Origin of the sequence: Idiomarina piscisalsi, assembly GCF_002211765.1 — a bacterium.
Lineage (GTDB): Bacteria > Pseudomonadota > Gammaproteobacteria > Enterobacterales > Alteromonadaceae > Idiomarina > Idiomarina piscisalsi_A.
Genome location: NZ_CP022133.1, coordinates 1,255,501 through 1,278,191, shown reverse-complemented (window position 1 = coordinate 1,278,191; position 22,691 = coordinate 1,255,501). Strand labels below are relative to the sequence as shown.

At 47.4% G+C, this 22,691-nt stretch carries 18 protein-coding genes; 7 read left to right on the top strand and 11 right to left on the bottom strand.

Features of this window, described 5'->3' with window-relative positions:
- The first annotated feature begins 8 nt into the window (after positions 1-8).
- From purB to CEW91_RS06150, 3 genes are all read left to right on the top strand, one after another.
- The gene (gene purB / locus CEW91_RS06160; RefSeq protein ID WP_088769367.1) at positions 9-1,379 is read left to right on the top strand and encodes an adenylosuccinate lyase; all 1,371 of its coding nucleotides are present in this window, start codon (positions 9-11) and stop codon (positions 1,377-1,379) included.
- Positions 1,376-2,524 (top strand): cupin domain-containing protein, encoded by a 1,149-nt coding sequence (locus CEW91_RS06155; protein WP_088768153.1) that lies wholly within the window; start codon positions 1,376-1,378, stop codon positions 2,522-2,524. The genes purB and CEW91_RS06155 overlap by 4 nt, the downstream gene beginning before the upstream one ends.
- A 126-nt stretch (positions 2,525-2,650) precedes the next feature.
- Complete coding sequence (locus tag CEW91_RS06150; RefSeq protein ID WP_088768152.1) at positions 2,651-3,688, top strand: Glu/Leu/Phe/Val dehydrogenase dimerization domain-containing protein; 1,038 nt, start codon at positions 2,651-2,653, stop codon at positions 3,686-3,688.
- 21 nt (positions 3,689-3,709) lie between these two features.
- Here the strand turns inward: CEW91_RS06150 and ydiJ are convergent, their stop codons facing one another.
- Together ydiJ and ppsA are read right to left on the bottom strand one after the other, a co-directional pair.
- Positions 3,710-6,739: a D-2-hydroxyglutarate dehydrogenase YdiJ gene (gene ydiJ, locus CEW91_RS06145; RefSeq protein WP_088768151.1), complete on the bottom strand. Its 3,030-nt coding sequence runs from the start codon at positions 6,737-6,739 to the stop codon at positions 3,710-3,712.
- Positions 6,740-6,741: 2 nt separating this feature from the next.
- The gene (gene ppsA / locus CEW91_RS06140; RefSeq protein ID WP_088769366.1) at positions 6,742-9,108 is read right to left on the bottom strand and encodes a phosphoenolpyruvate synthase; all 2,367 of its coding nucleotides are present in this window, start codon (positions 9,106-9,108) and stop codon (positions 6,742-6,744) included.
- A 108-nt stretch (positions 9,109-9,216) separates the two neighbouring features.
- Here ppsA and ppsR point away from each other — a divergent pair, with 108 nt between their 5' ends.
- Positions 9,217-10,026, top strand: coding sequence for a posphoenolpyruvate synthetase regulatory kinase/phosphorylase PpsR (gene ppsR / locus CEW91_RS06135; RefSeq protein WP_088768150.1), 810 nt, complete (start codon positions 9,217-9,219; stop codon positions 10,024-10,026).
- A gap of 31 nt (positions 10,027-10,057) precedes the next feature.
- Here the strand turns inward: ppsR and CEW91_RS06130 are convergent, their stop codons facing one another.
- From CEW91_RS06130 to bioB, 7 genes are all read right to left on the bottom strand, one after another.
- Positions 10,058-10,855 carry a DUF1338 domain-containing protein gene (locus CEW91_RS06130; protein ID WP_088768149.1) on the bottom strand — a complete coding sequence of 266 codons (798 nt, stop codon included), beginning with the start codon at positions 10,853-10,855 and terminating at the stop codon, positions 10,058-10,060.
- A gap of 39 nt (positions 10,856-10,894) precedes the next feature.
- Entirely contained in the window at positions 10,895-12,253 is a 1,359-nt protein-coding gene (locus CEW91_RS06125; RefSeq protein WP_088768148.1) for a class II 3-deoxy-7-phosphoheptulonate synthase, read from the bottom strand.
- A 72-nt stretch (positions 12,254-12,325) separates the two neighbouring features.
- On the bottom strand, positions 12,326-13,183 hold the full coding sequence (htpX, locus tag CEW91_RS06120) for a protease HtpX (protein WP_088768147.1): 858 nt from the start codon (positions 13,181-13,183) through the stop codon (positions 12,326-12,328).
- Positions 13,184-13,240: 57 nt separating this feature from the next.
- A complete protein-coding gene (gene bioD / locus CEW91_RS06115; RefSeq protein ID WP_088768146.1) occupies positions 13,241-13,915 on the bottom strand; it encodes a dethiobiotin synthase in 675 nt (224 codons plus the stop codon).
- An 18-nt stretch (positions 13,916-13,933) separates the two neighbouring features.
- Positions 13,934-14,713, bottom strand: coding sequence for a methyltransferase domain-containing protein (locus tag CEW91_RS06110; protein WP_088768145.1), 780 nt, complete (start codon positions 14,711-14,713; stop codon positions 13,934-13,936).
- Entirely contained in the window at positions 14,710-15,822 is a 1,113-nt protein-coding gene (locus CEW91_RS06105) for an aminotransferase class I/II-fold pyridoxal phosphate-dependent enzyme (protein ID WP_232507037.1), read from the bottom strand. The genes CEW91_RS06110 and CEW91_RS06105 overlap by 4 nt, the downstream gene beginning before the upstream one ends.
- Before the next feature lie 35 nt (positions 15,823-15,857).
- Complete coding sequence (gene bioB / locus CEW91_RS06100; protein WP_088768143.1) at positions 15,858-16,895, bottom strand: biotin synthase BioB; 1,038 nt, start codon at positions 16,893-16,895, stop codon at positions 15,858-15,860.
- Positions 16,896-16,996: 101 nt separating this feature from the next.
- On the opposite strand from bioB, the gene bioA reads away from it, so the two are divergent.
- On the top strand, positions 16,997-18,304 hold the full coding sequence (bioA, locus tag CEW91_RS06095) for an adenosylmethionine--8-amino-7-oxononanoate transaminase (protein ID WP_088768142.1): 1,308 nt from the start codon (positions 16,997-16,999) through the stop codon (positions 18,302-18,304).
- Here bioA and CEW91_RS06090 read toward each other — a convergent pair.
- A complete protein-coding gene (locus tag CEW91_RS06090; RefSeq protein WP_088769365.1) occupies positions 18,286-18,645 on the bottom strand; it encodes a hypothetical protein in 360 nt (119 codons plus the stop codon). The two genes, bioA and CEW91_RS06090, sit on opposite strands and share 19 nt — an antisense overlap.
- Before the next feature lie 106 nt (positions 18,646-18,751).
- Between CEW91_RS06090 and asnS the strand changes: the two genes are divergently transcribed.
- Positions 18,752-20,152, top strand: coding sequence for an asparagine--tRNA ligase (asnS, locus tag CEW91_RS06085; RefSeq protein ID WP_088768141.1), 1,401 nt, complete (start codon positions 18,752-18,754; stop codon positions 20,150-20,152).
- Here the strand turns inward: asnS and CEW91_RS06080 are convergent.
- A complete protein-coding gene (locus CEW91_RS06080) occupies positions 20,149-20,715 on the bottom strand; it encodes a nitroreductase family protein (protein WP_088768140.1) in 567 nt (188 codons plus the stop codon). The genes asnS and CEW91_RS06080 overlap by 4 nt on opposite strands.
- A 108-nt stretch (positions 20,716-20,823) precedes the next feature.
- Here CEW91_RS06080 and sppA point away from each other — a divergent pair, with 108 nt between their 5' ends.
- Positions 20,824-22,686 carry a signal peptide peptidase SppA gene (gene sppA, locus CEW91_RS06075; protein ID WP_232507036.1) on the top strand — a complete coding sequence of 621 codons (1,863 nt, stop codon included), beginning with the start codon at positions 20,824-20,826 and terminating at the stop codon, positions 22,684-22,686.
- Positions 22,687-22,691 lie beyond the last annotated feature (5 nt).

Here is a 22,691-nt window from a genome sequence, read left to right as displayed (position 1 = left end):
CTTGTATGTTGCCCTTATCTTCACTCACTGCGATATCCCCTGTTGACGGTCGATATGCGTCAAAAGCTGAAATGCTACGCCCTATTTTCAGCGAATATGGTCTGATCAAGTTCCGAGTAACCGTTGAAGTGCGCTGGCTACAATTGCTAGCAACTGTCGATGGCATTAAAGAAGTGCCCGCATTAAGCGACGAAGCGAATGCAGTACTCGACGGTATTGTTGAAAACTTCTCTGTTGAAGATGCGGAACGCATTAAAGAAATTGAGAGAACGACCAACCACGACGTTAAAGCGGTTGAGTACTTTTTAAAAGAGTCTGTGGCATCAAACGACGAACTCAATAATGTGTCTGAGTTCATTCATTTTGCGTGCACCTCGGAAGACATCAATAACCTGTCTCATGGTTTAATGCTGGCAACGGCACGAGACGACGTACTAGTGCCAATGATGACACAGCTCCTCAATGACGTAAAATTCAAGGCCAAAGAGTACCGAGCGGTGCCAATGATGGCTCGCACCCATGGTCAACCGGCAACGCCAACGACCATGGGTAAAGAATTCGCCAATGTAGCCGTTCGCTTAGAACGTCAAATTGAGCAATTTAAAGCGGTTAACATTATGGGTAAAATCAACGGTGCGGTGGGTAACTACAATGCTCACCTTGCCGCTTACCCGAACGTCGACTGGCATGGTATTTCTGAGCGTTTTGTTGAGTCTTTAGGCTTGAACTGGAACGCTTATACCACTCAAATCGAACCGCACGATTACATTGCTGAGTATTTTGACGCCCTGTCACGCTTTAATACTGTACTTATCGACTTTGATCGCGATGTCTGGGGTTACATTGCTCTGAACCACTTCAAACAGAAAACGATTGAAGGCGAAGTCGGCTCTTCAACCATGCCTCACAAAGTTAACCCAATCGACTTTGAAAATTCAGAAGGCAACCTGGGCATTGCCAACAGCATTATGCAGCATTTAGCGCAGAAGCTACCTATCTCACGCTGGCAGCGTGACCTGACTGACTCAACGGTATTGCGCAACTTGGGCGTCGGCTTAGCTTATGCGGTAATTGCTTATCAGGCGACACAAAAAGGTTTGAGCAAATTGGAAGTGAATGACGCTAAACTGGCCGCCGAATTGGATGACAACTGGGAGCTAATGGCAGAGCCAGTGCAAACCGTTATGCGCCGCTACGGTGTTGAGAAGCCTTATGAAAAGCTCAAAGCGTTAACTCGCGGTAAACGCATTACACCAGCCGATCTGAGTGATTTTATTGACGCGTTAGATATTCCTGACGCCGCCAAAGATGAAATGAAAGCACTAAGCCCGGCAAACTACATTGGGCGTGCCATTCAATTCGTTGACGACTTAGTATGACATTAAATCTCGATATAAAAGAGTTTCTGGCGAATAGCTGGCAGAAAAAGCCTTGTTTAATTAAACAAGGCTTTACTGCATTTTCAGACCTTATTAGCCCGGAAATATTGGCCGGGTTGGCCATGGAAGAAGGCGCTGACTCCCGTATTGTGCAAACGAATACGGATACCGAATCAGGCTGGCTGGTCACTCACGGTCCGTTCGAGGAGTACGACTCGTTCGGCGAAAGCGACTGGACCTTACTGGTCCAGTCCGTGAATGAATGGGTACCTGAGGTTGGTAAGCTGTTGCAGCCGTTTCGCTTCCTGCCTGACTGGCGCCTGGATGATGTCATGGTGAGCTTTTCCTGTGAAAACGGCGGCGTAGGTCCGCATGTTGATCAGTACGATGTGTTCATTATCCAGGGCGCAGGCAAACGACGCTGGCGCGTTGGTGAGCGTCAAAGACTTCAGCAGTCACAGCCAACTGAAGATCTTTGCTTAGTTAATAACGATTTTAGCGTTCTTATTGACGAAGAACTCGAAAGCGGTGATGTACTTTACATTCCCGCCGGCTGCCCGCACGACGGCATCGCACTTGAACCCTCGCTAAACTATTCCGTTGGTTTTCGAGCGCCGTCACAAGCAGAGCTTCTGTGGCAACTCGGCGACAGTGCTATGGCGAATGATGTTCTGACTAAACGTTACACCGATCCTGACAGCTCCGATTTATCGCCAAGCTATGACATTACAGCACCACAGCTCGACGCCATGAAGTCATTATTGATAGAGGCTATTCAATCTGATGACGCCAACGACATTATTGCTCGTTTGCTGTCTCAGTCTAAACGTCCACTCGTCGAACCTGAGCTGCCGGTAACCGCCGAGCAAATACCCGCTATGCTGGAGCAAAGCAACGCGTTTATTGAACGTGCACCGGGTGCCCGCCTACTGCGACTGGACAATGACAGCTTCTACTTAAACGGTGAAAGGCTCGATGTACCTGAGCCAGCACAACAAGCGGCGATTCAGCTTGCTGAAATGCATGGTAGCTGTGGGGTTTCCGAGCTAAATGAAACCTTTTTAATCGCCGAAAGCCAGGCACTTTTGGCTGACGTTATCAACTTAGGTGGATACTACTTCTTCGTCGAAGAAGCCCCTGAATAATTCTGTAAAGAGAAGTTGATAAACACCTGTTTGAATACGCGTATTTATTGATTTTATTCAGTAGCGAACGGTTGCCCTACGTGGTAATGTTCGCGCAATTTTTTAAGCAATAAGGAATTAGAATTCATGTCTCTATTCGAGCATCCTGAATTTGATAATCACGAGCAAGTTGTATTCTGTCATGACCAGGAATCTGGCTTGAAAGCAATTATTGCTATTCATGACACTACATTAGGTCCAAGCCTTGGCGGTACTCGCCTTTGGAACTATAGCTCATCAGCTGAAGCACTAACTGACGTACTGCGCCTGTCTCGTGGTATGACTTACAAAAGCGCAATGGCTGGCTTGCCGTTGGGCGGTGGTAAAGCCGTTATTATTGGCGACGCTAAGAAGGTTAAGAGCGAAGACCTGTTCCGTGCGTATGGTCGCTTCATTGAGTCGTTAAGTGGTCGTTATATTACCGCAGAAGACGTCAACATCCGTACTGAAGATATCGACATTGTGGCCAAAGAAACCAGCCACGTTGCCGGTACTGCTGACAAAGCCGGTGACCCTTCCCCGCATACAGCTTTGGGTACTTATCTGGGCTTAAAAGCAGCGGCAAAACACCGCTTGGGCAGCGAAGACTTAAAAGGCGTAAAAATTGCTGTGCAAGGTTTAGGCTCGGTCGGTTATGACTTTGCTAAGTACTGTGCAGAAGACGGCGCTGAGCTTATCGTTACCGATATAAACGAAGAGTCTGTTGAGCGTGCAGTTAACGAGTTAGGCGCAAAAGCCGTTGGTTTGGATGAAATATACAGCGTTGATGCTGATATTTACGCACCTTGTGCATTAGGCGCAACCATTAATGATGAAACGCTGAAGCAGCTAAAAGTGAAAATTATTGCGGGCAGCGCTAACAACCAATTAGCAAATCCTAAGCATGATCAGGCAGTCAAAGACATGGGCATTTTGTATGCACCAGACTATGTCATTAATGCTGGCGGTGTTATTCATGTCTGTTCTGAAGCGGCAAACATGAGCTTAGAAGAAACGGATAAGCGTGTTCGCGCTATTCACGACACGCTAGACAAGCTGTTTGCACGAGCTAAAGAAGAAGACCGCCCAACCGGCGTTATTGCTGATGAAATGGCAAGAGAGATAATCGCCAAAGGTAAGCAGTAAAACCTATAAAAAGCCTGGTGATTAAACCAGGCTTTGTAAGATAACTTCAAGCGGGTGTTTCACCCGCTTTTTTTCTACCCGCTTAACTTGCGAGCGGCAGGAGAACCCCGTTACCAAAACTCCTGAACTACCGTAACGTTGAACCGCGTCGTGCCAACCCATGTGATACAAGCCCATACTGTCATCCAGGTTTTTAAGCTCATGACCGAACGTACCGGCCATACCGCAACAACCGACATTAACAATATCCAGGGTGAGGCCCAGCTTAGCGAACAGCGTTTGCCATTGTTTCGCTGATTCAGGAACGAAGCTTTGTTCAGTGCAGTGCAGCAGCAGTCCATAGTGACTCGATCGCTTTTGATCGTGCGGCTCAAAATCCACAGACATAAGCCATTCAATCACGGTGCTGACATTGACTGGTGGTAACTCGCCATTACAGGCTTTTCGGTATTCATCCCTAAAAATCAGTGCTGTTGACGAATCTGGGCCAATTAAAGGAATACCCGCCTCTGAAAGCGCTTGTAACTGTTTAGTGACCTTTCGCGCGGTTTCATCAAAGTCTTTTAAAAAGCCTTTCACATGTTGCGCTTTACCATGCCCTGCAAAAGGCAGTAGTACTGGTCTATAACCCAACTTCGATACCAAGTGACCCAAAGCTAAAACAAACTCGGCTTCGTAAAAACTGGTAAATGGATCCTGAACAATAACAACCGTTTGGCTTATTTCCGTTTCACTTAACGCCAGAATATCGCCAGTATCTAAAATATCGAAGCCGCTTTGGCTCCACCCCGTTAGTAAATCCGGCGTCGAAAAGCTCGGCGTATCAACATAACCCACAATATGTTTAAGCACCCAGCGAGAAACGGGGTTATTAATTAGCACATTACTGGCTGTTGGGTAGCGGCTGGCTATGTGTCCGGTTTTCTCGACGTTCTTGACCAGGTAGTCTTTTAATGGACGGAAATAGCGGCTGTAGTAATGTTCATAAAAACGCGCCCGAAACGTCGGCACATCGACCTTGACCGGACACTGATTGGTACACGCCTTACAGGCTAAGCACTTATCCATGGAGTCTTTCACTTCATGGTTAAAGTCATCCGATGTCTTAAGTTGACGTGAAAGCTTCTCAAAAAAGTGGCTTTGCTGAGGGGATTGCGCTGCATCGTAGCCTTCTTTCTGAGTCAGTCGTAACCATTCACGCACGAGACCCGCCCTACCTTTCGGAGAATATCGTCTGTCGCGAGTGACTTTATAAGACGGACACATAGCCGACGACGTGTCATAGTTAAAACACAAGCCGTTACCGTTACAATCCATTGCGTTTTGGTAGCTCTCGCGCGTAGCTACGGGGATTTGCCGGTCATAGTAGCCACGTTTTATTGCGTCGACAGAAACCAGCTCTGCTTCCGTATTTAGTGGTGTACAGATCTTACCGGGATTCAACTGGTTACAAGCATCAAAGCTGGCTTTTATTTTTTGTAGCTCTTTGTAGAGATCGTCACCGAAGAACTTAGGGGCATATTCCGAGCGGTAACCTTTGCCATGCTCTCCCCACATCAAACCGCCATACTTTTGCGTCAGCTTAGCGACTTCGTCACTGACCTCACGCAGTAAACTCTCATCAGCCGGCTCTGTTAAATCGAGTGCCGGACGAACATGCAGGACTCCGGCATCAGCGTGTCCAAACATGCCATAATCCAAACCTTTGCTATCGAGTAATGCTCGGAATTCATTAATAAATGGCGCCAGTTTTTCAGGCGGAACGGCCGTGTCTTCTGCAAAAGCAACCGGCTTGCGGCGTCCTTTTGTTGCGCCCAGTAGACCAACTGACTTTTTACGCATTGCGTAAATCAGTTGTATGCTCGGCAAGTCATCACAAATTTGATAGCCAATAACGCCCTGATTGTCTTTACTCTTAATGAGTTTCTCCAGACGCTGACAAAGTGTGTTGACCTTGGTATCAATGTCATTTTGGTCAAGTCCGGTAAACTCGACCATGTTAATACCGTCCATACGCTTGCCTTCAACATCTTCAAGCAAGTGCGAGACCGACTTCCAAATAATGTCTTCCCGCGCAAGGTTCAACACTTTACTGTCAACGGTTTCAACCGACGTTGCGTTTGCTTCCACCAGGAATGGCGCATTTTCTAAGGCAGCCTGGAAATTGGAGTACTTAACGTTAACCAGCACACGATGCTTAGGAATCGGCGTAATATTTAGACGCGCTTCGCTGACAAAGCCTAACGTCCCTTCTGAGCCGGCAATAATTCTTGAAACATCAACAACCTGCTCTTTCGGGTTGTAGGCGTGTTTTAAATCGTAACCGGTAAGGAAACGATTCAGCGGCGGGAATTTATCCGCTATTAACTGCTCTTCGCCAACACAAGTGTCTATGACCTGCCTATAGATTCTGGCTATGCGGTCACTCCCTTGTGCAATGCTTTCTGCTTGCTCAAGTGATACCGGCCCGCTGTCCAGAACGTTACCGTCCAATAACACGGTTTTCAGTTCCAGGATATGATCGCTGGTTTTGCCGTAAACCAAAGAGCCCTGACCAGACGCATCGGTGTTAATCATACCACCTAAGGTTGCTCGGTTACTGGTCGACAAATCAGGTGCGAAAAAATAGCCGTGCGGGCGCAATGCATCGTTTAACTGATCTTTTACGACCCCCGACTGCACCCTAACCCAGCCTTCCTCAGCATTCACTTCGAGCACTTTGTTCATGTGTCGGCTCATATCGACGACAATGCCAGACGTTAATGACTGGCCATTCGTACCAGTGCCACCGCCTCGTGGGGAAAACTGAATATCAGAAAACGCATCTTGTCCGGCAAACTTCATCACCAGAGCCAGATCAGATTGCTTTTTAGGGTATAAAACGGCTTGTGGGAGTTGTTGGTAAACACTATTGTCGGTAGCGGCAATTAGCCGCCCCGAGTAGCTCACATCAATTTCGCCGGAGAAACCAGAGCCTTTTAATGCTTTTAAAAAGCTCTGGTAATTGTCCGGTAACGCACTTTCCGCTGAAACGTTCGGTAATGCGGTCATACTTATAGGTGTTCCGACAGGTACATCCAGGTTTCAATAACGGTATCAGGGTTTAGTGATACGGAATCAATGCCCTGTTCAACCAGCCAAGCAGCAAAATCGGGATGATCCGACGGTCCCTGGCCACAAATACCAACGTATTTGCCTCGCTCCTTAGCCGTTTGAATGGCCATAGCGAGCAGCTTTTTAACGGCTTCATTGCGTTCATCAAATAAATGCGCAATCACACCCGAGTCACGATCAAGCCCCAGAGTTAGCTGAGTTAAGTCGTTAGAGCCAATAGAGAAACCGTCGAATATATCGAGGAATTCGTCAGCAAGCAGCGCGTTCGACGGCAACTCGCACATCATGATGACGCGCAGGCCATTTTCGCCTTGTTTTAAGCCTTGCTCCTCCAGAAGCTCGATAACTTTGCGGCCCTCTTCCAGCGTGCGGACAAACGGAATCATAATTTCGACGTTTGTGAGTCCCATGTCATTACGAACCCGTTTGATGGCTTCGCACTCTAATGCAAAGCAGTCACGGAATTCCTCTGAGATATAGCGGGAAGCACCGCGGAACCCAAGCATAGGGTTCTCTTCACCCGGCTCGTATTGACTACCACCAATAAGGTTCGCGTACTCGTTTGACTTAAAGTCAGACATGCGAACAATGACACGTTCGGGTGAGAAAGCAGCACCTAAAGTGGCAATGCCTTCCGCCAAACGCGCTACATAGTATTCGCGAGGAGTGCTGTAACCCGCCATCATTTGATCGATAGTAGCTTTCAAGTCATCACTTTGTGCATCGTAATTTAACAGCGCTTTCGGGTGCACGCCTATCATGCGGTTAATAATGAACTCTAAGCGTGCCAGGCCAATACCAGCATGAGGCAAGCCAGCAAAATCAAACGCGCGATCCGGGTTACCTACGTTCATCATAATTTTCAGCGGCAACGACGGCATCGCATCAATGCGAGACTCGGTGACATCGAAATCAAGTTGTCCTTGATAGATATACCCGGTATCGCCCTCAGCACAAGAAACAGTCACTTCCTGGCCATTAGCAATATGGTCAGTGGCATCACCACAACCGACAACCGCAGGAATCCCTAATTCACGTGCGATAATAGCCGCATGACAAGTACGACCACCGCGGTTAGTTACAATGGCAGCCGCGCGCTTCATAATAGGTTCCCAGTCAGGATCCGTCATGTCTGTTACCAGCACATCGCCCGGCTGCACTTTATCCATTTCACTAATGTCATTAAGAACACGCGCAACACCTCGACCAATACGCTGACCGATAGCACGTCCCTGGCATACTACGTCACTTTTACTTTTTAGAGCGAAGCGCTCTATAGCCTGACCTTTCTGGTTTGACTGCACCGTTTCAGGACGTGCCTGAACAATATACAACTTGCCATCAACACCATCCTTCGCCCATTCAATATCCATTGGACGACCATAGTGCTTTTCAATAATAAGCGCTTGTTTGGCCAGAGCTTCAACTTCGTCGTCAGTAATTGAGAACGTGCGGCTTTTCTCTGTATCGATGTCCTCAATTAATGTCTGTTTACCGTGCGCGCGGTCTTCTGAGAAAATCATCTGGATTTTTTTGCTGCCCAGCGTACGTCGTAATACCGACGGACGGCCGGCTTCTAACGTTGGCTTATGAACGTAGAATTCATCAGGGTTAACTGCGCCTTGAACGACCATTTCGCCCAGTCCAAAAGACGAGGTAATGAAGACAACATCCTCGAAGCCTGACTCAGTATCGATACTGAACATAACGCCCGAAGACGAAATATCACTACGCACCATACGTTGAATACCCGCCGAAAGCGCTACACCCCGGTGGTCATAACCTTGGTGAACTCGGTAAGAAATTGCCCGGTCGTTAAATAATGACGCGAAGACATGTTTAATGGCTTCCATCACATTGTCTAAGCCACGAACGTTCAGGAATGTTTCCTGCTGTCCGGCAAATGATGCATCAGGCATGTCTTCAGCCGTCGCTGAGCTACGTACAGCGAAACTGAATTCGTCGTTGTTTTCGCTCAGCGTTTCAAATGCTGATTTAATGGCATTTTCAAACTCGCTCTGGAATGGCGTATCTATTATCCATTGGCGAATTTTTTGACCGGCTTGCGTCAGTGCTTGAACATCATCGACATCGAGGCTGTCGAGCAAATCGTGAATGCGATCGTTAAGACCACTTTGCTCCAAAAACTGATTATAAGCTTCGGCTGTGGTCGCAAAACCTCCGGGAACTTCAACGCCGGCGCCCGATAAGTTGCTGATCATTTCACCCAGAGAGGCGTTTTTGCCCCCCACACGATTAACGTCCTGCATTCCCAGATCTTGGTACCACACTACGTATTCTTGCACGTCACAGTCCTCAATTAATTTTTTAGGCATGGAAGTGTCGGGTATTTTACACTTTATAGCTCAACAAGTTAATATCGCTGTATTAATCCTTTGTAAAAGAGACTTAACGTGCGCTACGCCTTTTATATTTCTGACGGCACGGCACTGACCGCTGAGGCCTTTGGTCATGCCCTGCTCTCAATGTTTCCGGTAAAATTCGAGCATAAAACGCTGCCCTTTATTGATACACAAAAAAAAGCAGAAAATGTCTGTAAAACCATTCAAAAAGCAAAAGAAGAGAGCGGCGAGCCGCCGCTGATATTCCATACCTTCGTTAATGAAACGCTAAAGTCAAAAATAACGAATTGCGGGGGCGTTTGCTATGACTTCCTGGATCACTTTGTGACACCAGTAGAAAAAGAGCTTAACGTTAAAGCCGAACCGAAGACCCACCGCACTCATGGTGTTCATAAGAATTATAATTTCCGAATAGATGCTATTAACTACGCCCTTGATAACGACGACGGTAAACGTCTCAACCAGCTTGATAAGGCGGATCTTATTCTGGTAGGTGTCTCAAGAACGGGTAAAACGCCGACAAGCCTTTACTTGGCTATGCAATACGGTATTAAGGTCGCCAACTATCCGCTTACCGACGACGATGACTTTGAACGTTTGCAGTTACCCAAAGAGCTGAAAATGCACAGGCATAAAATTTTTGGTCTAACGCTCAGCTCTCAGCGCCTGCATGAAATACGCAGTCAGCGTAGGGAAGGCAGCCGTTATGCATCGTTAGCACAGTGTCGGTTTGAGTTGGCTGAAGTCGAAAAATTGTACCGCCGGGAGGCAATACCGTTTATCAATTCGACCCATTATTCAGTGGAAGAAATTGCCGCGAAGATTCTTGCGAAGACCAACTTAGAACGGCACCGCTATTAGTGCCGTTCTGTCATTAACGCTTATTTTGCGCTTATTTTGCGTTAGTACTTTCAAAGATTTTGTCTGCTGAAGCCGCAACAAAACCCGTGTAAAGTTTACCCGGCTCAATTTCGTACCGCTTCGCAAACTCATAAAAACAGCTTGGAATACTGACCGTTTTGTCTGAGAACTCAACGTCATGACGGTCAGCCATTGTTGACGACTGCTCGAGGTAAACCTCTGGCGAGCCTTTAATTTCGCCACCTGAACTATTGAGTGTAAAGCCATTATCCTTCAGCCTCTGGTTTACCTGCTCTAATGATTCGTAGCCCGGCAACTGATTAACACTCACCGTAAAGTGGTTAGCGCAGTAACCGAACGCCGACATCCAGGCAGCGTATTCACTTTCTTCTAACAGCGCCAGATAGTCTTCGTGGCTAACTTTCCAATGGGTGCCTGAGTACAGGAAGTCAGACTTTTTCGTATCGGCTTCCGATACTTGCGCCACCATCTCTTTGACTTTGGCTTGCAATTCGTCAGAAAACTCGCTGGTCATTAATTCGCTGATGAACACTTTAGGCAGCTCAGGGTCATCATGCTCGAAGTGTTTCGCACGAAGCTTCTTAGCCTCGAAGTGGTAATCGCCGCCTTCTTTGTAACCTAAGTCCAGAAAGTGCTGTGCCAGAACCTCTAAGCCAACCGGAGCAATATCGAATGTTCTGAAGGCGACGTGATCGTTAATGATCGGATGCCCTTCACCCAGTATTTTGTGAACTTTTTCTGCCGATGGCGTGCGAGATAAGTAATCTTGCCACAAATTCTCAAATAACTGCTCTACCTGCTGTGACATACAACGGTTGTCCTCTTATACGTTCAATGAAATAGAAAATTAGCCTTCGCCATTGCGCGCAGCTTTAAGCGACTCGGCCACTAAAAACGCCAATTCTAACACTTGATCGGCATTAAGTCGTGGATCGCATTGTGTACGGTAACGACTCGACAGGTCTTCTTCGCTGATTTTATAAGCTCCACCTGTGCATTCTGTGACGTCTTCCCCGGTCATCTCTAAATGAATACCGCCGGGATACGTGCCTTCTGACTGGTGAATAGCAAAAAACTGTCTCAATTCTTTATGAATGGCGTCGAAAGAACGTGTTTTCAAGCCATTGTCCGCTTTTATCGTGTTGCCATGCATTGGATCGCTGGACCAAATAACGTTGCGACCTTCTTCTTTAACTCGACGTACCAGACGTGGCATATTTTCAGCCAGATTATCTGCTCCCATACGGGTAATGAGCGTTAAGCGCCCCGCTTCGTTATCCGGGTTAAGCGCATCGATTAAGCGAATAAGCTCATCTTCAGGCATTTTCGGTCCGACTTTTACGCCTATTGGGTTATTAATGCCGCGCATAAATTCGACATGCGCATGATCTAACTGACGCGTACGCTCCCCTATCCAAACCATATGGGCAGAACAGTCGTAGGGTAAGCCGGTTAATGTATCTGTACGAGTTAACGCCTGCTCATAAGGCAACAATAAGGCCTCATGAGAGGTAAACAGCGAGGTTTCGTGGATGGTCGCATTATTATCTGCATTGATGCCCAATACTTCCATAAAACGCAGCGCTGACTGAATTTCTTCCGCGATTTGCTGATAGCGTTCTTTCAACGGGTTTGACGCAATGAAGCTTAAGTTCCACTTATGAACCTTATGTAAGTTTGCCAAACCGCCCTGTGCAAACGCCCGCAACAAATTCAGCGTCGCCGCCGAATGATGATACGCCTTAAGCATACGCTCAGGATCCGGCTCTCGAGACCTCTCTGTAAACTCAGAGCCATTAATAATATCGCCGCGATAACTTGGCAGGTTAACACCATCAACAGACTCAAAGTCACTGGAGCGCGGCTTAGCATATTGCCCCGCCATTCGTGCGACTTTGGTTACCGGACACGACCCCGCGAAGGTCATTACAATGGCCATTTGCAGAATAACTTTAAAAGTGTCTCTTATTTTTGGGGCATTAAAGTCGCTAAACGACTCAGCGCAGTCACCGCCCTGGAGCAGAAAACCATTTCCCTGACAGACATCGCTTAGTTGATTTCTCAGCGCACGAATTTCTTCCGCGAACACTAACGGCGGGAACTGGCTTAGTTGCCTTTCGACATCATGCAGCTGTTGTTCGTTTTGGTAGCTGGGTTGTTGTTGAATTGGCTTATCGCGCCAGCTGCGCGCACTCCACTGTGCCATAAAATTAACTTCCGACTTTTTTCACTGTATAAGATGTACGAATGTACGGTGTCCGCCATTGAAAAGCAACGACTAACGCCGTTGCTCAAGTGCATGAATACGCTCTTCCAAAGGCGGATGACTCATAAAGAGTTTACCAATCGTTGAGCGTTTTCCCTTAATGCCGAAAGCTAACATGGTACCGTCCAGCTCTGATTCGCGGCCTTGTTGTAAGCGACGCAACGCTGCAATCATTTTCTGTTTACCCGCAATATCTGCGGAACCAGCGTCTGCTCGGAACTCGCGCTGACGGGAGAACCACATCACTATGACACTGGCGAGAATGCCAAAAACAACTTCCAGTAACATGACCAAACCGAAGTACGCGAGTCCGCCACGTTGGTTATCACCGCGAGCGATGGCGCTGGCGATGATCCGCGCAAAGAACATTACAAAGGTGTTCACCACGCCCTGAATTAACGTCAGCGTGACCATGTCGCCGTTCGCAATGTGACTGACTTCGTGCGCCAACACCGCTTCAACTTCATCTGCGTTCATGCTTTGTAACAAGCCAGTGCTGACCGCAACCAGTGAATGGTTTTTGCTGCGTCCGGTGGCAAACGCATTGGGCGACGGTGACTGATATACAGCAACCTGAGGCATCGGTATGCCGGCTTTTTGCGCCTGCTGCTGAACCGTTCTTAACAGCCATTCTTCAGACTGATTCTGTGGACGCTCGATAACCCGTGCTCCAGTTGAACGAATAGCCATCCAACGGGAAATCCATAGTGAAACAAAAGCACCGCCAAAACCAAACAGCGCACAGAAAATTAACAACCCTGCAGAGCCACGAGCGTCTATACCCGTTGCTGCAATAACGATATTAAAAACAACACTAACGACCAATAAAACAGCAATGTTAGTGGCTAAAAATAGCAGGATCCTTTTCATCCTAGTCTCCGTTAAGAATGTCTACGCTAACTGATATGTAGGCGCCTCACATTAAGTTCAATGCACGAGTGAAAATTTACCGGCGAAATTTTGGCTTTGCCAGCCAGGCATATAAGGCAATGTGGCAATTGGCTCGGACTTCAGGATGCTGATTAATGTCTCAAGGTTTTCTTTTTGCCTGGGCATTGGCGTTTCGTCGGTCTGCACGGCAATCCAGCCTGCGAGTTCGCAGCCCGATGCTTGAATCGACTGGGCGCTAAGTAACGCATGATTTAAGCAGCCCAGCTTTAAACCAACCGTGAGAATAACTTTGGCGGACAGTTGCTCAACCAACTCTGGCATAAAGAACGTATTCGATAACGGTAATTGCCAGCCACCGGCGCCTTCTATCACCAAAACATCAGCACCGATTTGACGAATCTCATCAACGGTCTTTTGAAGCCTGTTGATATTGATTTCAACGGCCTTTTCGGCCGCTGCAATATGAGGCGCTATGGCTGGCTCAAACGTGTAAGGGTTTACCTGTTGATAGGGTTGTTTAATATTCGCAACCTTCATTAATGCTAAGGCATCTGAATTTTTTAATTGCCCATCGAGCATTTCGCAGCCAGAAGCAACAGGCTTCATAACAGCCACTTTGCGACCACTGTTTACCAAGTATTGCACAAAGCCACAGGCTGCCACGGTTTTACCTGCGTCAGTATCGGTACCTGTTATAAAATAAATATCCATATTAACTATTAATCAACCCTACTTAACCAAAACGATATTAATAACTTGCCATTCCAGTGGTAAGCCCTGGCTTTGTCGACAGGTTTCATAGCTTTTTTCTAAGTTTTGAAGCTTTGATCTCGTCATCAAACCAGACGAGCTTTCCCGTTTTACTAAGCTTGCACCAACACCTTTAATACTGCCCAGTAGTTCTCTCAAATTATTAAAATACTGGGTATAGCTGTAGTCATGAAAGCCGGCACTTGACCAAGCGTGTTTCTTAACCGCAGAGACAACATCGGTTAATAGCGGGAACTGGTTAATATGACGCCGGCTATCGACTCTTGCCCAGCTTTCCTGCAATGACGAGAAGGTGCCGGGTAACAATGTATTCACCGTTGCAACACCACCGGGTTTAAGAATACGGTAGACCTCGTTAAACGCACAACTCAAGTCATCAACCCACTGCAACGACAAATTCGCAAATGCCCAATCGGTACTCCCACTTGCTAATGGTAACTCAGTCCAGTGTCCATGCGACCAATTCAAGTTTGGGTATAACCGACGCGCCTGTACCAGCATGGCCGGGGAAATATCAATGCCGATATACTGTTGGCAGCGGCTTAGCAATGCGGCGGTTTCAGCCGCAGGGCCACAACCAATATCAACCAGTGTTCCCGTATGTTGAGAAATAGCTGGATTCGCGCAAGCCAGGAGATCGTGGGCCGCTCTTCTTTGAATTTCATCGTGTTGAGTATAACTGGTAGCGGCACGGTCAAAGTGCTGCGCCACAGCTTTATCAAAATTTAGCGGTTTCATAGAGCCCTATTCGATTCCAGTAGCTCATCAGCCACATGCCAAAACTGACTGATGTGCGCCGATTGCATGTTACTGTTCAGGCTAAAGCGAATTCTTGGCAAATGCTTAGGCACCGTGGGATAAACAATCGCTCGGCACAAATACCCCAGGCTCGTCAGCTCTCTTGCAATGCGCCTCGCGGTCTCTTCACTTTCAAACGACCAGGTTTGAATAGGCGTTGAGGACTCTATATACGCTAAGCCACGACGAGACATTTCCAGCTGAAACTGTTGCGCTAGCTGTGCTAAATGATCTCGCTTCTCTCGTCCTTCGTTACTGCGAATAACCGTTAGTGCGGCGCTGGCTGCGGCAGCTTGTGCGGGCGGCATGGCCGTTGAATAGATGTATTCCCGACAAAACTGAATTAACGCTTCAATGGTGTCGTTATCAGCACAGACAAACGCCCCACCAACGCCGAATGCTTTGCCAAAGGTTCCCGTCATGATGTCTATCACGTTCAAGTTGTCCGCCAGAGCGCCTTTCCCCTCTTGACCTAAAACACCAATGCCGTGTGCGTCATCGACCATAAATGTCGCGTCTGGCTGTTGTTTTTTCAGCTCGGCCAATTGCGCAATACCGCCGTCGTCCCCGTCCATACTGAAAACCCCTTCGGTGACAAGCCAGTCTTCGGGTTGTAGCATGCCAGCAATGGTTAACGGCTGACTGTGATCATAGCGCTTAAAACGTTGACGACTTTGTTTGATACCATCAATTAAAGACGCGTGAACAAGCTTATCTGCGTATATTTTGCCGCTTTCACCTGTCAGGGTATTTAACACCCCTGTGTTTGCCGCAAAACCGGAGGAAAATAAAAGCGCAGCCGGCTTTTCAAGCCACTCACACAGCTCAGATTCAAGCCGTTGGTGCTCACGACAATAACCACTTAATAACGGCGACCCTGTGCTGCCAACGCCCCATTGATTCGTTGCATCGATAAAGCGTTTAATAACCTCTTCATGCTGACTTAAACCGAGGTAATCGTTTTTCGAAAAGTCGACAACGACACTGGCTTCTTTTGCGGCACGACAACGACGTCGACGCATTTGTGTCGAGGCCATACGTTGCTTCAATTTCTCCTTAAGAGCGTCATGCATTGTTCGATCGCTTAGGAGGCGTCGTAGAAACGAACCGGTTGCTCTTGCTCTGCAATGGCATCTTCAATAACAGCGGTATGCACTTCGTCATCATAACCATCAGCTTGCTCCGGTGTTATACCCAAACGCTCAAATAAACGAAGATCAGCGTCGGCTTCCGGATTCGCCGTTGTCAGTAGCTTTTCACCATAAAATATCGAGTTAGCTCCGGCCAAAAAGCACAGCGCCTGCATTTCATCGTTCATGTCTTCACGACCGGCCGATAAGCGCACATGCGATTGCGGCATAAGAATACGTGCCACGGCCACTGTACGCACAAACTCAAAGTTATCTAAGTCTTCGAGTTTAGCAAACGGCGTTCCTTCAACTTTCACCAACATATTAATTGGCACACTTTCCGGGTGCTTGGGTAAGTTAGCAAGCTGCACCAATAATGAGGCGCGATCTTTCACACTTTCTCCCATACCCACGATACCGCCGGCGCACACTTTCATGCCCGCGTCGCGAACATTAGCCAGCGTATCAATTCGATCCTGATAGGTGCGCGTGGTAATAATGTCACCATAGAACTCAGGCGAGGTATCGAGATTATGGTTGTAGTAATCAAGCCCGGCTTGTTGCAGCAACTTCGCCTGTTCAGCAGACAGCATCCCCAGCGTCATGCAGCTCTCTAGCCCCAGCTCTTTAACACCTTTGATCATTTCCATAATGTAAGGCATGTCACGGTCTTTCGGGTTACGCCAGGCGGCGCCCATACAAAAACGGCTCGCTCCCTTGTCTTTGGCCGCTTGCGCCTCTTGCAATACTTTCTCAACGGCCATCAGACGTTCTCGATCAAGCCCGGTGTGATAATGAGCACTTTGCGGACAGTATTTGCAGTCTTCCGGACACGCGCCGGTTTTAATCGACAGAAGCGTACTGACCTGTACTTCATTCGGGTTAAAATGCTCTCGGTGAACACTCTGGGCTTTAAACATTAGGTCATTAAACGGCAATTGTAGAAGTTGTTGAACCTCTTCAACGGTCCAGTCGTTGCGAATGGCTGGCATAATAGAATCTCGTGTTTTGAACAGTTAATGTTGCATAGAATATGCGTTATCATTGCCCTGTCAATTTACGCAACCATGCAAACTTTACAACTGAGTATTTTATGACCTCATCAAGTCGTTTGAGTAACGAAGAATTCGATCGCCAACATTTATGGCACCCTTATACGTCCATGAGCAACCCCTTGCCTTCCTATGAAGTAAGCTCTGCGAAAGGCGCCACCATTACCTTAAAAAACGGGGAGCAACTCATAGACGGTATGTCTTCCTGGTGGGCGGTCATTCACGGTTATCGTCACCCAAGACTGGATAAAGCTGCGCACCAGCAGATTGATACCGTCAGCCACGTCATGTTCGGCGGCCTTACTCACGAACCAGCGATAAAATTGGGTCGACAGCTCGTCGACATGTTGCCAAAACCGCTGGAAAAAGTATTCATTGCTGACTCTGGCTCTATTAGTGTTGAAGTCGCCATAAAAATGGCGTTGCAGTACTGGTTGGCTCAATCACGCCCTGAAAAGTCCAAGCTGTTAACCATAAAAGGTGGTTATCATGGCGACACTTTTAAAGCCATGTCAGTGTGTGATCCGGAAAATGGCATGCACAGTTTTTTTAATAAAGCCATTGCCACCCAGATTTTTGCTGACGCGCCGGAATTAACACCTGCCGATGAATGGGATGAAGCCTCAGGTCAGCAGTTGACACTATGGTTTGAACAATTCCATAAAGAAGTAGCCGCCGTCATACTCGAACCAATTGTGCAAGGCGCCGGTGGTATGCGGTTTTATCACCCCAATTACCTGAAACTCATTCGTGCTCTTTGCGATAAATACGATGTACTGCTCATTGCCGATGAAATTGCTACCGGGTTTGGTCGTACCGGAAAGTTGTTCGCTTGCGAACATGCGGGGATCACCCCTGACATTATCTGTTTGGGTAAAGCGTTAACGGGTGGCTATATCACTCTGGCCGCAACCGTAACCACTGAACAGGTGGCGAATACTATTGGGCAAGGTCCGGCCGGTGGTGCACTCATGCACGGACCAACCTTTATGGGGAATCCATTGGCTTGCGCCGTCGCCTCAGAATCGCTTGCTATTATCAATGAAGGCACTTGGCAGCAGCAGGTAAGAGCAATAGAAGCACAGTTGAGAGAACAACTGCTTCCGTTACATGAGTTACGTTCAGTGCGCGATGCCAGAGTTTTTGGCGCTATTGGAGTGTTGGAGATGGAACAGACAATCGACGTCGCTGAAGCCCAGCGTTTATTCATTAAACGCGGTGTTTGGATACGCCCGTTCGGTAGACTGCTTTACATCATGCCGCCTTACATTATTAGCAAACAGGAGTTGTCAGCTTTGTGCTCTGCCATGGCGGAATACGCCAAAAGCATTCAGAAGCCGAAGAAGTAAAGCGACAAACCGCCCAGGCAGCTTAAAACGAGTATCACCAGGTTCACCCAAATATGCTGTTTATGTTGCCGGAAGAGCACAAAGTTGAGTGCCAAGCTTATCAGGCTAATGATCAAACCAATACAAAGTGTGATCACAAACAGGTCACCCAGTGTTATATGCCAGTAATCCCGGACCGGAATACCGAAGATTTGCGTCAGTATGGTGTTACGCTCTGGCTTGGCGTAGTTAAAAACAATGGTGGCTATAACAAATATAACCCAGCCAAAAATACATAATAAGCCAAGCACCCTCGACCAAAACGGTACTTTTTTTAAGTCATCTATAGAGCCCCTTTTCATAATTTTTCTCTCTGTTGACGGGGTTATACTTGAGTCTGCGCCAATCCGAGGTAACATAGCAACCTTTGATTCGCAAAATAGTGTAAATTTCGGAGAATAGAAACCCATGTCGTATGCTTCTGTAGTGGATATTCTGGAAGGCAAAATCCCGGTCGACGAAACCGTTACGGTTCGCGGTTGGGTACGTACACGCCGTGACTCCAAAGCGGGAATTTCCTTTATTAATGTACATGACGGCTCTTGCTTTGAAGCAGTTCAAGCCGTTGTACCTGCTGAACTTCCAAACTACAGTAATGAAGTGCAAAAGCTGACAACCGGTTGTTCTGTTGCTATTACCGGCGTCGTGGTTCCATCTCAGGGTCAGGGGCAGTCATTTGAGCTGCAAGCCACTAAAGTGCATGTGTATGGCTGGGTTGAAGATCCTGACACTTACCCTATGGCGCCAAAACGCCATAGCATGGAATATTTGCGCGAGTACGCACATTTACGACCGAGAACCAACATTACCGGCGCGGTTATGCGTGTTCGTAACACGTTATCTCAGGCGATTCACCGTTTCTTTCACGAAAACGGTTATTTATGGGTTAGCACCCCTATTATTACCACTTCTGATTGTGAAGGTGCCGGAGAAATGTTCCGTGTGTCGACACTCGACCTGCTCAATGTGCCTAAAACGGACAAAGGTGATGTTGATTTTTCACAGGACTTTTTTGGTAAAGAAGCCTTTTTGACCGTATCGGGTCAGTTAAACGTTGAGTCTTATGCATGCTCACTGTCAAAGGTTTACACTTTCGGCCCGACCTTCCGCGCTGAAAACTCGAACACCAGCCGTCACTTATCTGAGTTTTGGATGGTAGAACCTGAGCTTGCCTTTGCATCACTCGATGATGTCGCTGACTTAGCGGAAGACATGCTGAAGTATGTGTTCAAAGCAGTTCTTCAGGAGCGACCAGACGACATGGAGTTTTTCGCTAAACGCATTAACTCAGAAGCCGTTAGCCGTTTAGAAGCGATTGTGAACAGTAACTTTGTGCACATGGATTACACCGACGCTATTGAGATTTTGAAAGGCTGCGGCAAGAAGTTTGAATACCCGGTTGAATGGGGCGTTGATTTGCAATCTGAGCACGAACGGTATCTGGCAGAAGAGCACGTTGGCGCACCGATTATTCTGAAAAACTACCCGCGTGATATTAAAGCGTTCTACATGCGTCAAAACGAAGACGGAAAAACGGTAGCGGCAATGGACGTGCTGGCGCCTGGCATCGGAGAAATCATTGGCGGATCTGCTCGTGAAGAACGTTTAGATATTCTTGATAAACGTATCGAAGAGATGAACCTGCCAATGGAAGAATATGAGTTCTACCGCGACTTACGTCGTTATGGCACAGTTCCTCATGCCGGGTTCGGCTTAGGTTTTGAACGTCTGGTGGCTTACGTTACCGGCGTACAAAACATTCGTGACGTTATTCCATTCCCACGCGCACCAAAAAGTGCTGAGTTTTAACTCAGCACTTTGTCTTTTGCTGACACAAAATACGGTTCAGCGTCCTTTTCAGGTTTTATTGGCGTAGGTACAGCAGGTGTGCCTACGTACAAAAAACCAACAACAGCATCGTCTTCAGCGAGTCCCAGTTGCTCTTTGACGTAGTCGTCTTCCGCAGTCCAACCGGTACGCCAGATTGCCCCAAGCCCCTGCACAAAAGCCGCTTGCTGCATGCCGTGAGCAGCACAGGCAACAGTACAAAGCTGCTCTTCACGGGGTACTTTTGGATGCTCTTGATACCTTAGGCAGGCCGCTATCACCAAAGGAGCACGGAACGGTAACTGCCCCGCTTGCTCAACAATCGTGTCAGAAAAATCATTAATACGCGCCGCCTGCTGATAGATGTCAGCCAGGATTCCACGATCCTTTCCCTGAAATTGTATAAACTCGTATGGCGCTAAGGACATGTGATCGGGCGCTCTCACCGCAGCCTTTTTTATTAGCTCTAATTGTTCGACATTGGGCCCAGGCTCTATCAGACGTGGCATTGAAGAACGCGTTGTTAATAATTCTACTGCATCCATATATCAACCTTTCTCATTATGTAACGGTTCGTTACATTCTCTAGCTAGCTTGCATAGGTCACTTTCGATATGCTTAAGACATTTCTTAAATAACAATGAGTGATAGCTATGCGTTCAGTGAGCTCAATCTTTAAATATATTTGGCGAATAATCAACGGTACCCGAAAGGTTATTATTAATTTGGTCTTCTTTATTGTTTTGGCTATTTTCCTGGCCAGCATGATAAGTGGTGATGACCCTATTGAAGTGCCAGAGAATGGTATTATGGTGCTTAACCCGCACGGCATTCTTGTTGAGGAAGAAACTTGGGTCGACCCTGTTGATAAATTCTTCTCGGAAGCATTCGGCGGCGGCGACGAAGTGCCAGAGGTTCTGGTTGCTGATATCGTTGAAAGTATTGAGATGGCTCAAAACGATGATCGTATAGGCGCCCTTTATTTGGATCTGCAGGATCTTTACCCCAGCGGCATTAATAAACTCAATGCCGTTACAGAAGCGCTGGAAGAGTTCAGAACCTCAGGCAAGCCAATTATCAGTAATGCCGATTACTACGGGCAACACCAATACTATATTGCGGCACACGCCGACCAACTGTACCTAAACCCAATGGGTGGCGTTGTTTTTGAAGGACTCGACTACACTCAGGTCTACTTTAAAGAGTTGCTCGAAAAGCTAAAAGTGAAGCCGCACGTGTTTAAAGTCGGTAAATTTAAAGCGGCCGTAGAACCGTTCATTCGCAATGACATGTCAGACGAAGCTCGTGAAGCTAATGAAACGCTGTATAACGAGCTATGGGAAGAGTTTCGTGGCAGTGTTACCGCAACGCGCAATATTAATCCGCGTCTTACCAGCGGTAAAATTGACGACTATATGGCGGCCTTCAACGAAGCTGATGGTGATATAGCCCGTATGGCGTTAGATAACAACTTAGTCGATGCATTGAAAACACGTACTGAAGTTCGTAACGAGCTCATTAACCTGGCTGGTTTAGATGAAGAAAAAGAAACCTTCAAACACATTACTTTTGATAACTATCTGACCGCACAAAAACCGCCGATGCCAGCACCAAAAGCGAAAGATAAACCCAAAGTAAGCGTTGTTGTGGCGCGCGGACAAATAGTGGATGGTTCACAAAAAGCCGGCATGATTGGTGGCGACAGCACCGCTAAGCTAATTCGCGATGCACGCACCGATGAAAATACCAAAGCCATTGTACTTCGCATTGATAGTCCGGGCGGTAGTGCGTTTGCCTCTGAAATTATTCGTCAGGAGTTGTTGCAGGCAAAAGAAGACGGTATACCTGTGGTGGCATCAATGAGCTCCGTCGCAGCGTCAGGCGGTTACTGGATTGCTGCCGATGCAGACAAGATCATTGCCTCCCCTACGACCATTACTGGCTCTATCGGTGTATTTGGGTTATTAATGAACCTCGAGGACAGCCTGGCTGCGATTGGTATCCATAGCGACTCTGTCAGCACCACAGAAATTGAATCCATAAACCCGCTGGAAGAAATGACTGACTACCAGCAAACAATGATTCAGAAGTCCGTTGAAAACACTTACGACAACTTCTTAAGCCTGGTCGCCAATGCTCGTAATATGAGTAAAGACGACGTTCACGAGATTGCACAAGGACGTATCTGGACGGGTCGTCAAGCAATGAAACGAGGCTTGGTTGATACGTTAGGTGACTATGACGACGCCATTAAACTCGCCGCTGAGTTAGCCGCTATTGAAGACTACGATGTGACTATTGTTAAGCAAAAGCTGTCTCCGCAAGAGCAATTTTTGGCTGAGTTATTCAGCAATAGTGCTGCAAGCGACCTGTTACCTAAAGTAAGCCGTGATAACAGCAGTGACTGGCTATTGAAGTTATTCAGTGACGTGCAGTCTGAAACAGCCGTGCTGAGAAACTTCAACGATCCGAAAAACATTTACTCTTACTGTGCACTGTGTCCACAACCGCGTTAGAATAA

Excerpts from the sequence above, each read along its gene's own strand:
- asnS (WP_088768141.1), top strand. The coding sequence starts at position 18,752 with ATGTCGTATGCTTCTGTAGTGGATATTCTGGAAGGCAAAATCCCGGTC.
- bioB (WP_088768143.1), bottom strand. The coding sequence starts at position 16,895 with ATGCCAGCCATTCGCAACGACTGGACCGTTGAAGAGGTTCAACAACTT.
- CEW91_RS06125 (WP_088768148.1), bottom strand. The coding sequence starts at position 12,253 with ATGGCACAGTGGAGTGCGCGCAGCTGGCGCGATAAGCCAATTCAACAA.
- CEW91_RS06155 (WP_088768153.1), top strand. The coding sequence starts at position 1,376 with ATGACATTAAATCTCGATATAAAAGAGTTTCTGGCGAATAGCTGGCAG.
- sppA (WP_232507036.1), top strand. The coding sequence starts at position 20,824 with ATGCGTTCAGTGAGCTCAATCTTTAAATATATTTGGCGAATAATCAAC.
- CEW91_RS06090 (WP_088769365.1), bottom strand. The coding sequence starts at position 18,645 with ATGAAAAGGGGCTCTATAGATGACTTAAAAAAAGTACCGTTTTGGTCG.
- CEW91_RS06130 (WP_088768149.1), bottom strand. The coding sequence starts at position 10,855 with ATGTCACAGCAGGTAGAGCAGTTATTTGAGAATTTGTGGCAAGATTAC.
- bioD (WP_088768146.1), bottom strand. The coding sequence starts at position 13,915 with ATGGATATTTATTTTATAACAGGTACCGATACTGACGCAGGTAAAACC.
- CEW91_RS06110 (WP_088768145.1), bottom strand. The coding sequence starts at position 14,713 with ATGAAACCGCTAAATTTTGATAAAGCTGTGGCGCAGCACTTTGACCGT.
- CEW91_RS06150 (WP_088768152.1), top strand. The coding sequence starts at position 2,651 with ATGTCTCTATTCGAGCATCCTGAATTTGATAATCACGAGCAAGTTGTA.
- CEW91_RS06080 (WP_088768140.1), bottom strand. The coding sequence starts at position 20,715 with ATGGATGCAGTAGAATTATTAACAACGCGTTCTTCAATGCCACGTCTG.
- bioA (WP_088768142.1), top strand. The coding sequence starts at position 16,997 with ATGACCTCATCAAGTCGTTTGAGTAACGAAGAATTCGATCGCCAACAT.
- htpX (WP_088768147.1), bottom strand. The coding sequence starts at position 13,183 with ATGAAAAGGATCCTGCTATTTTTAGCCACTAACATTGCTGTTTTATTG.
- ydiJ (WP_088768151.1), bottom strand. The coding sequence starts at position 6,739 with ATGACCGCATTACCGAACGTTTCAGCGGAAAGTGCGTTACCGGACAAT.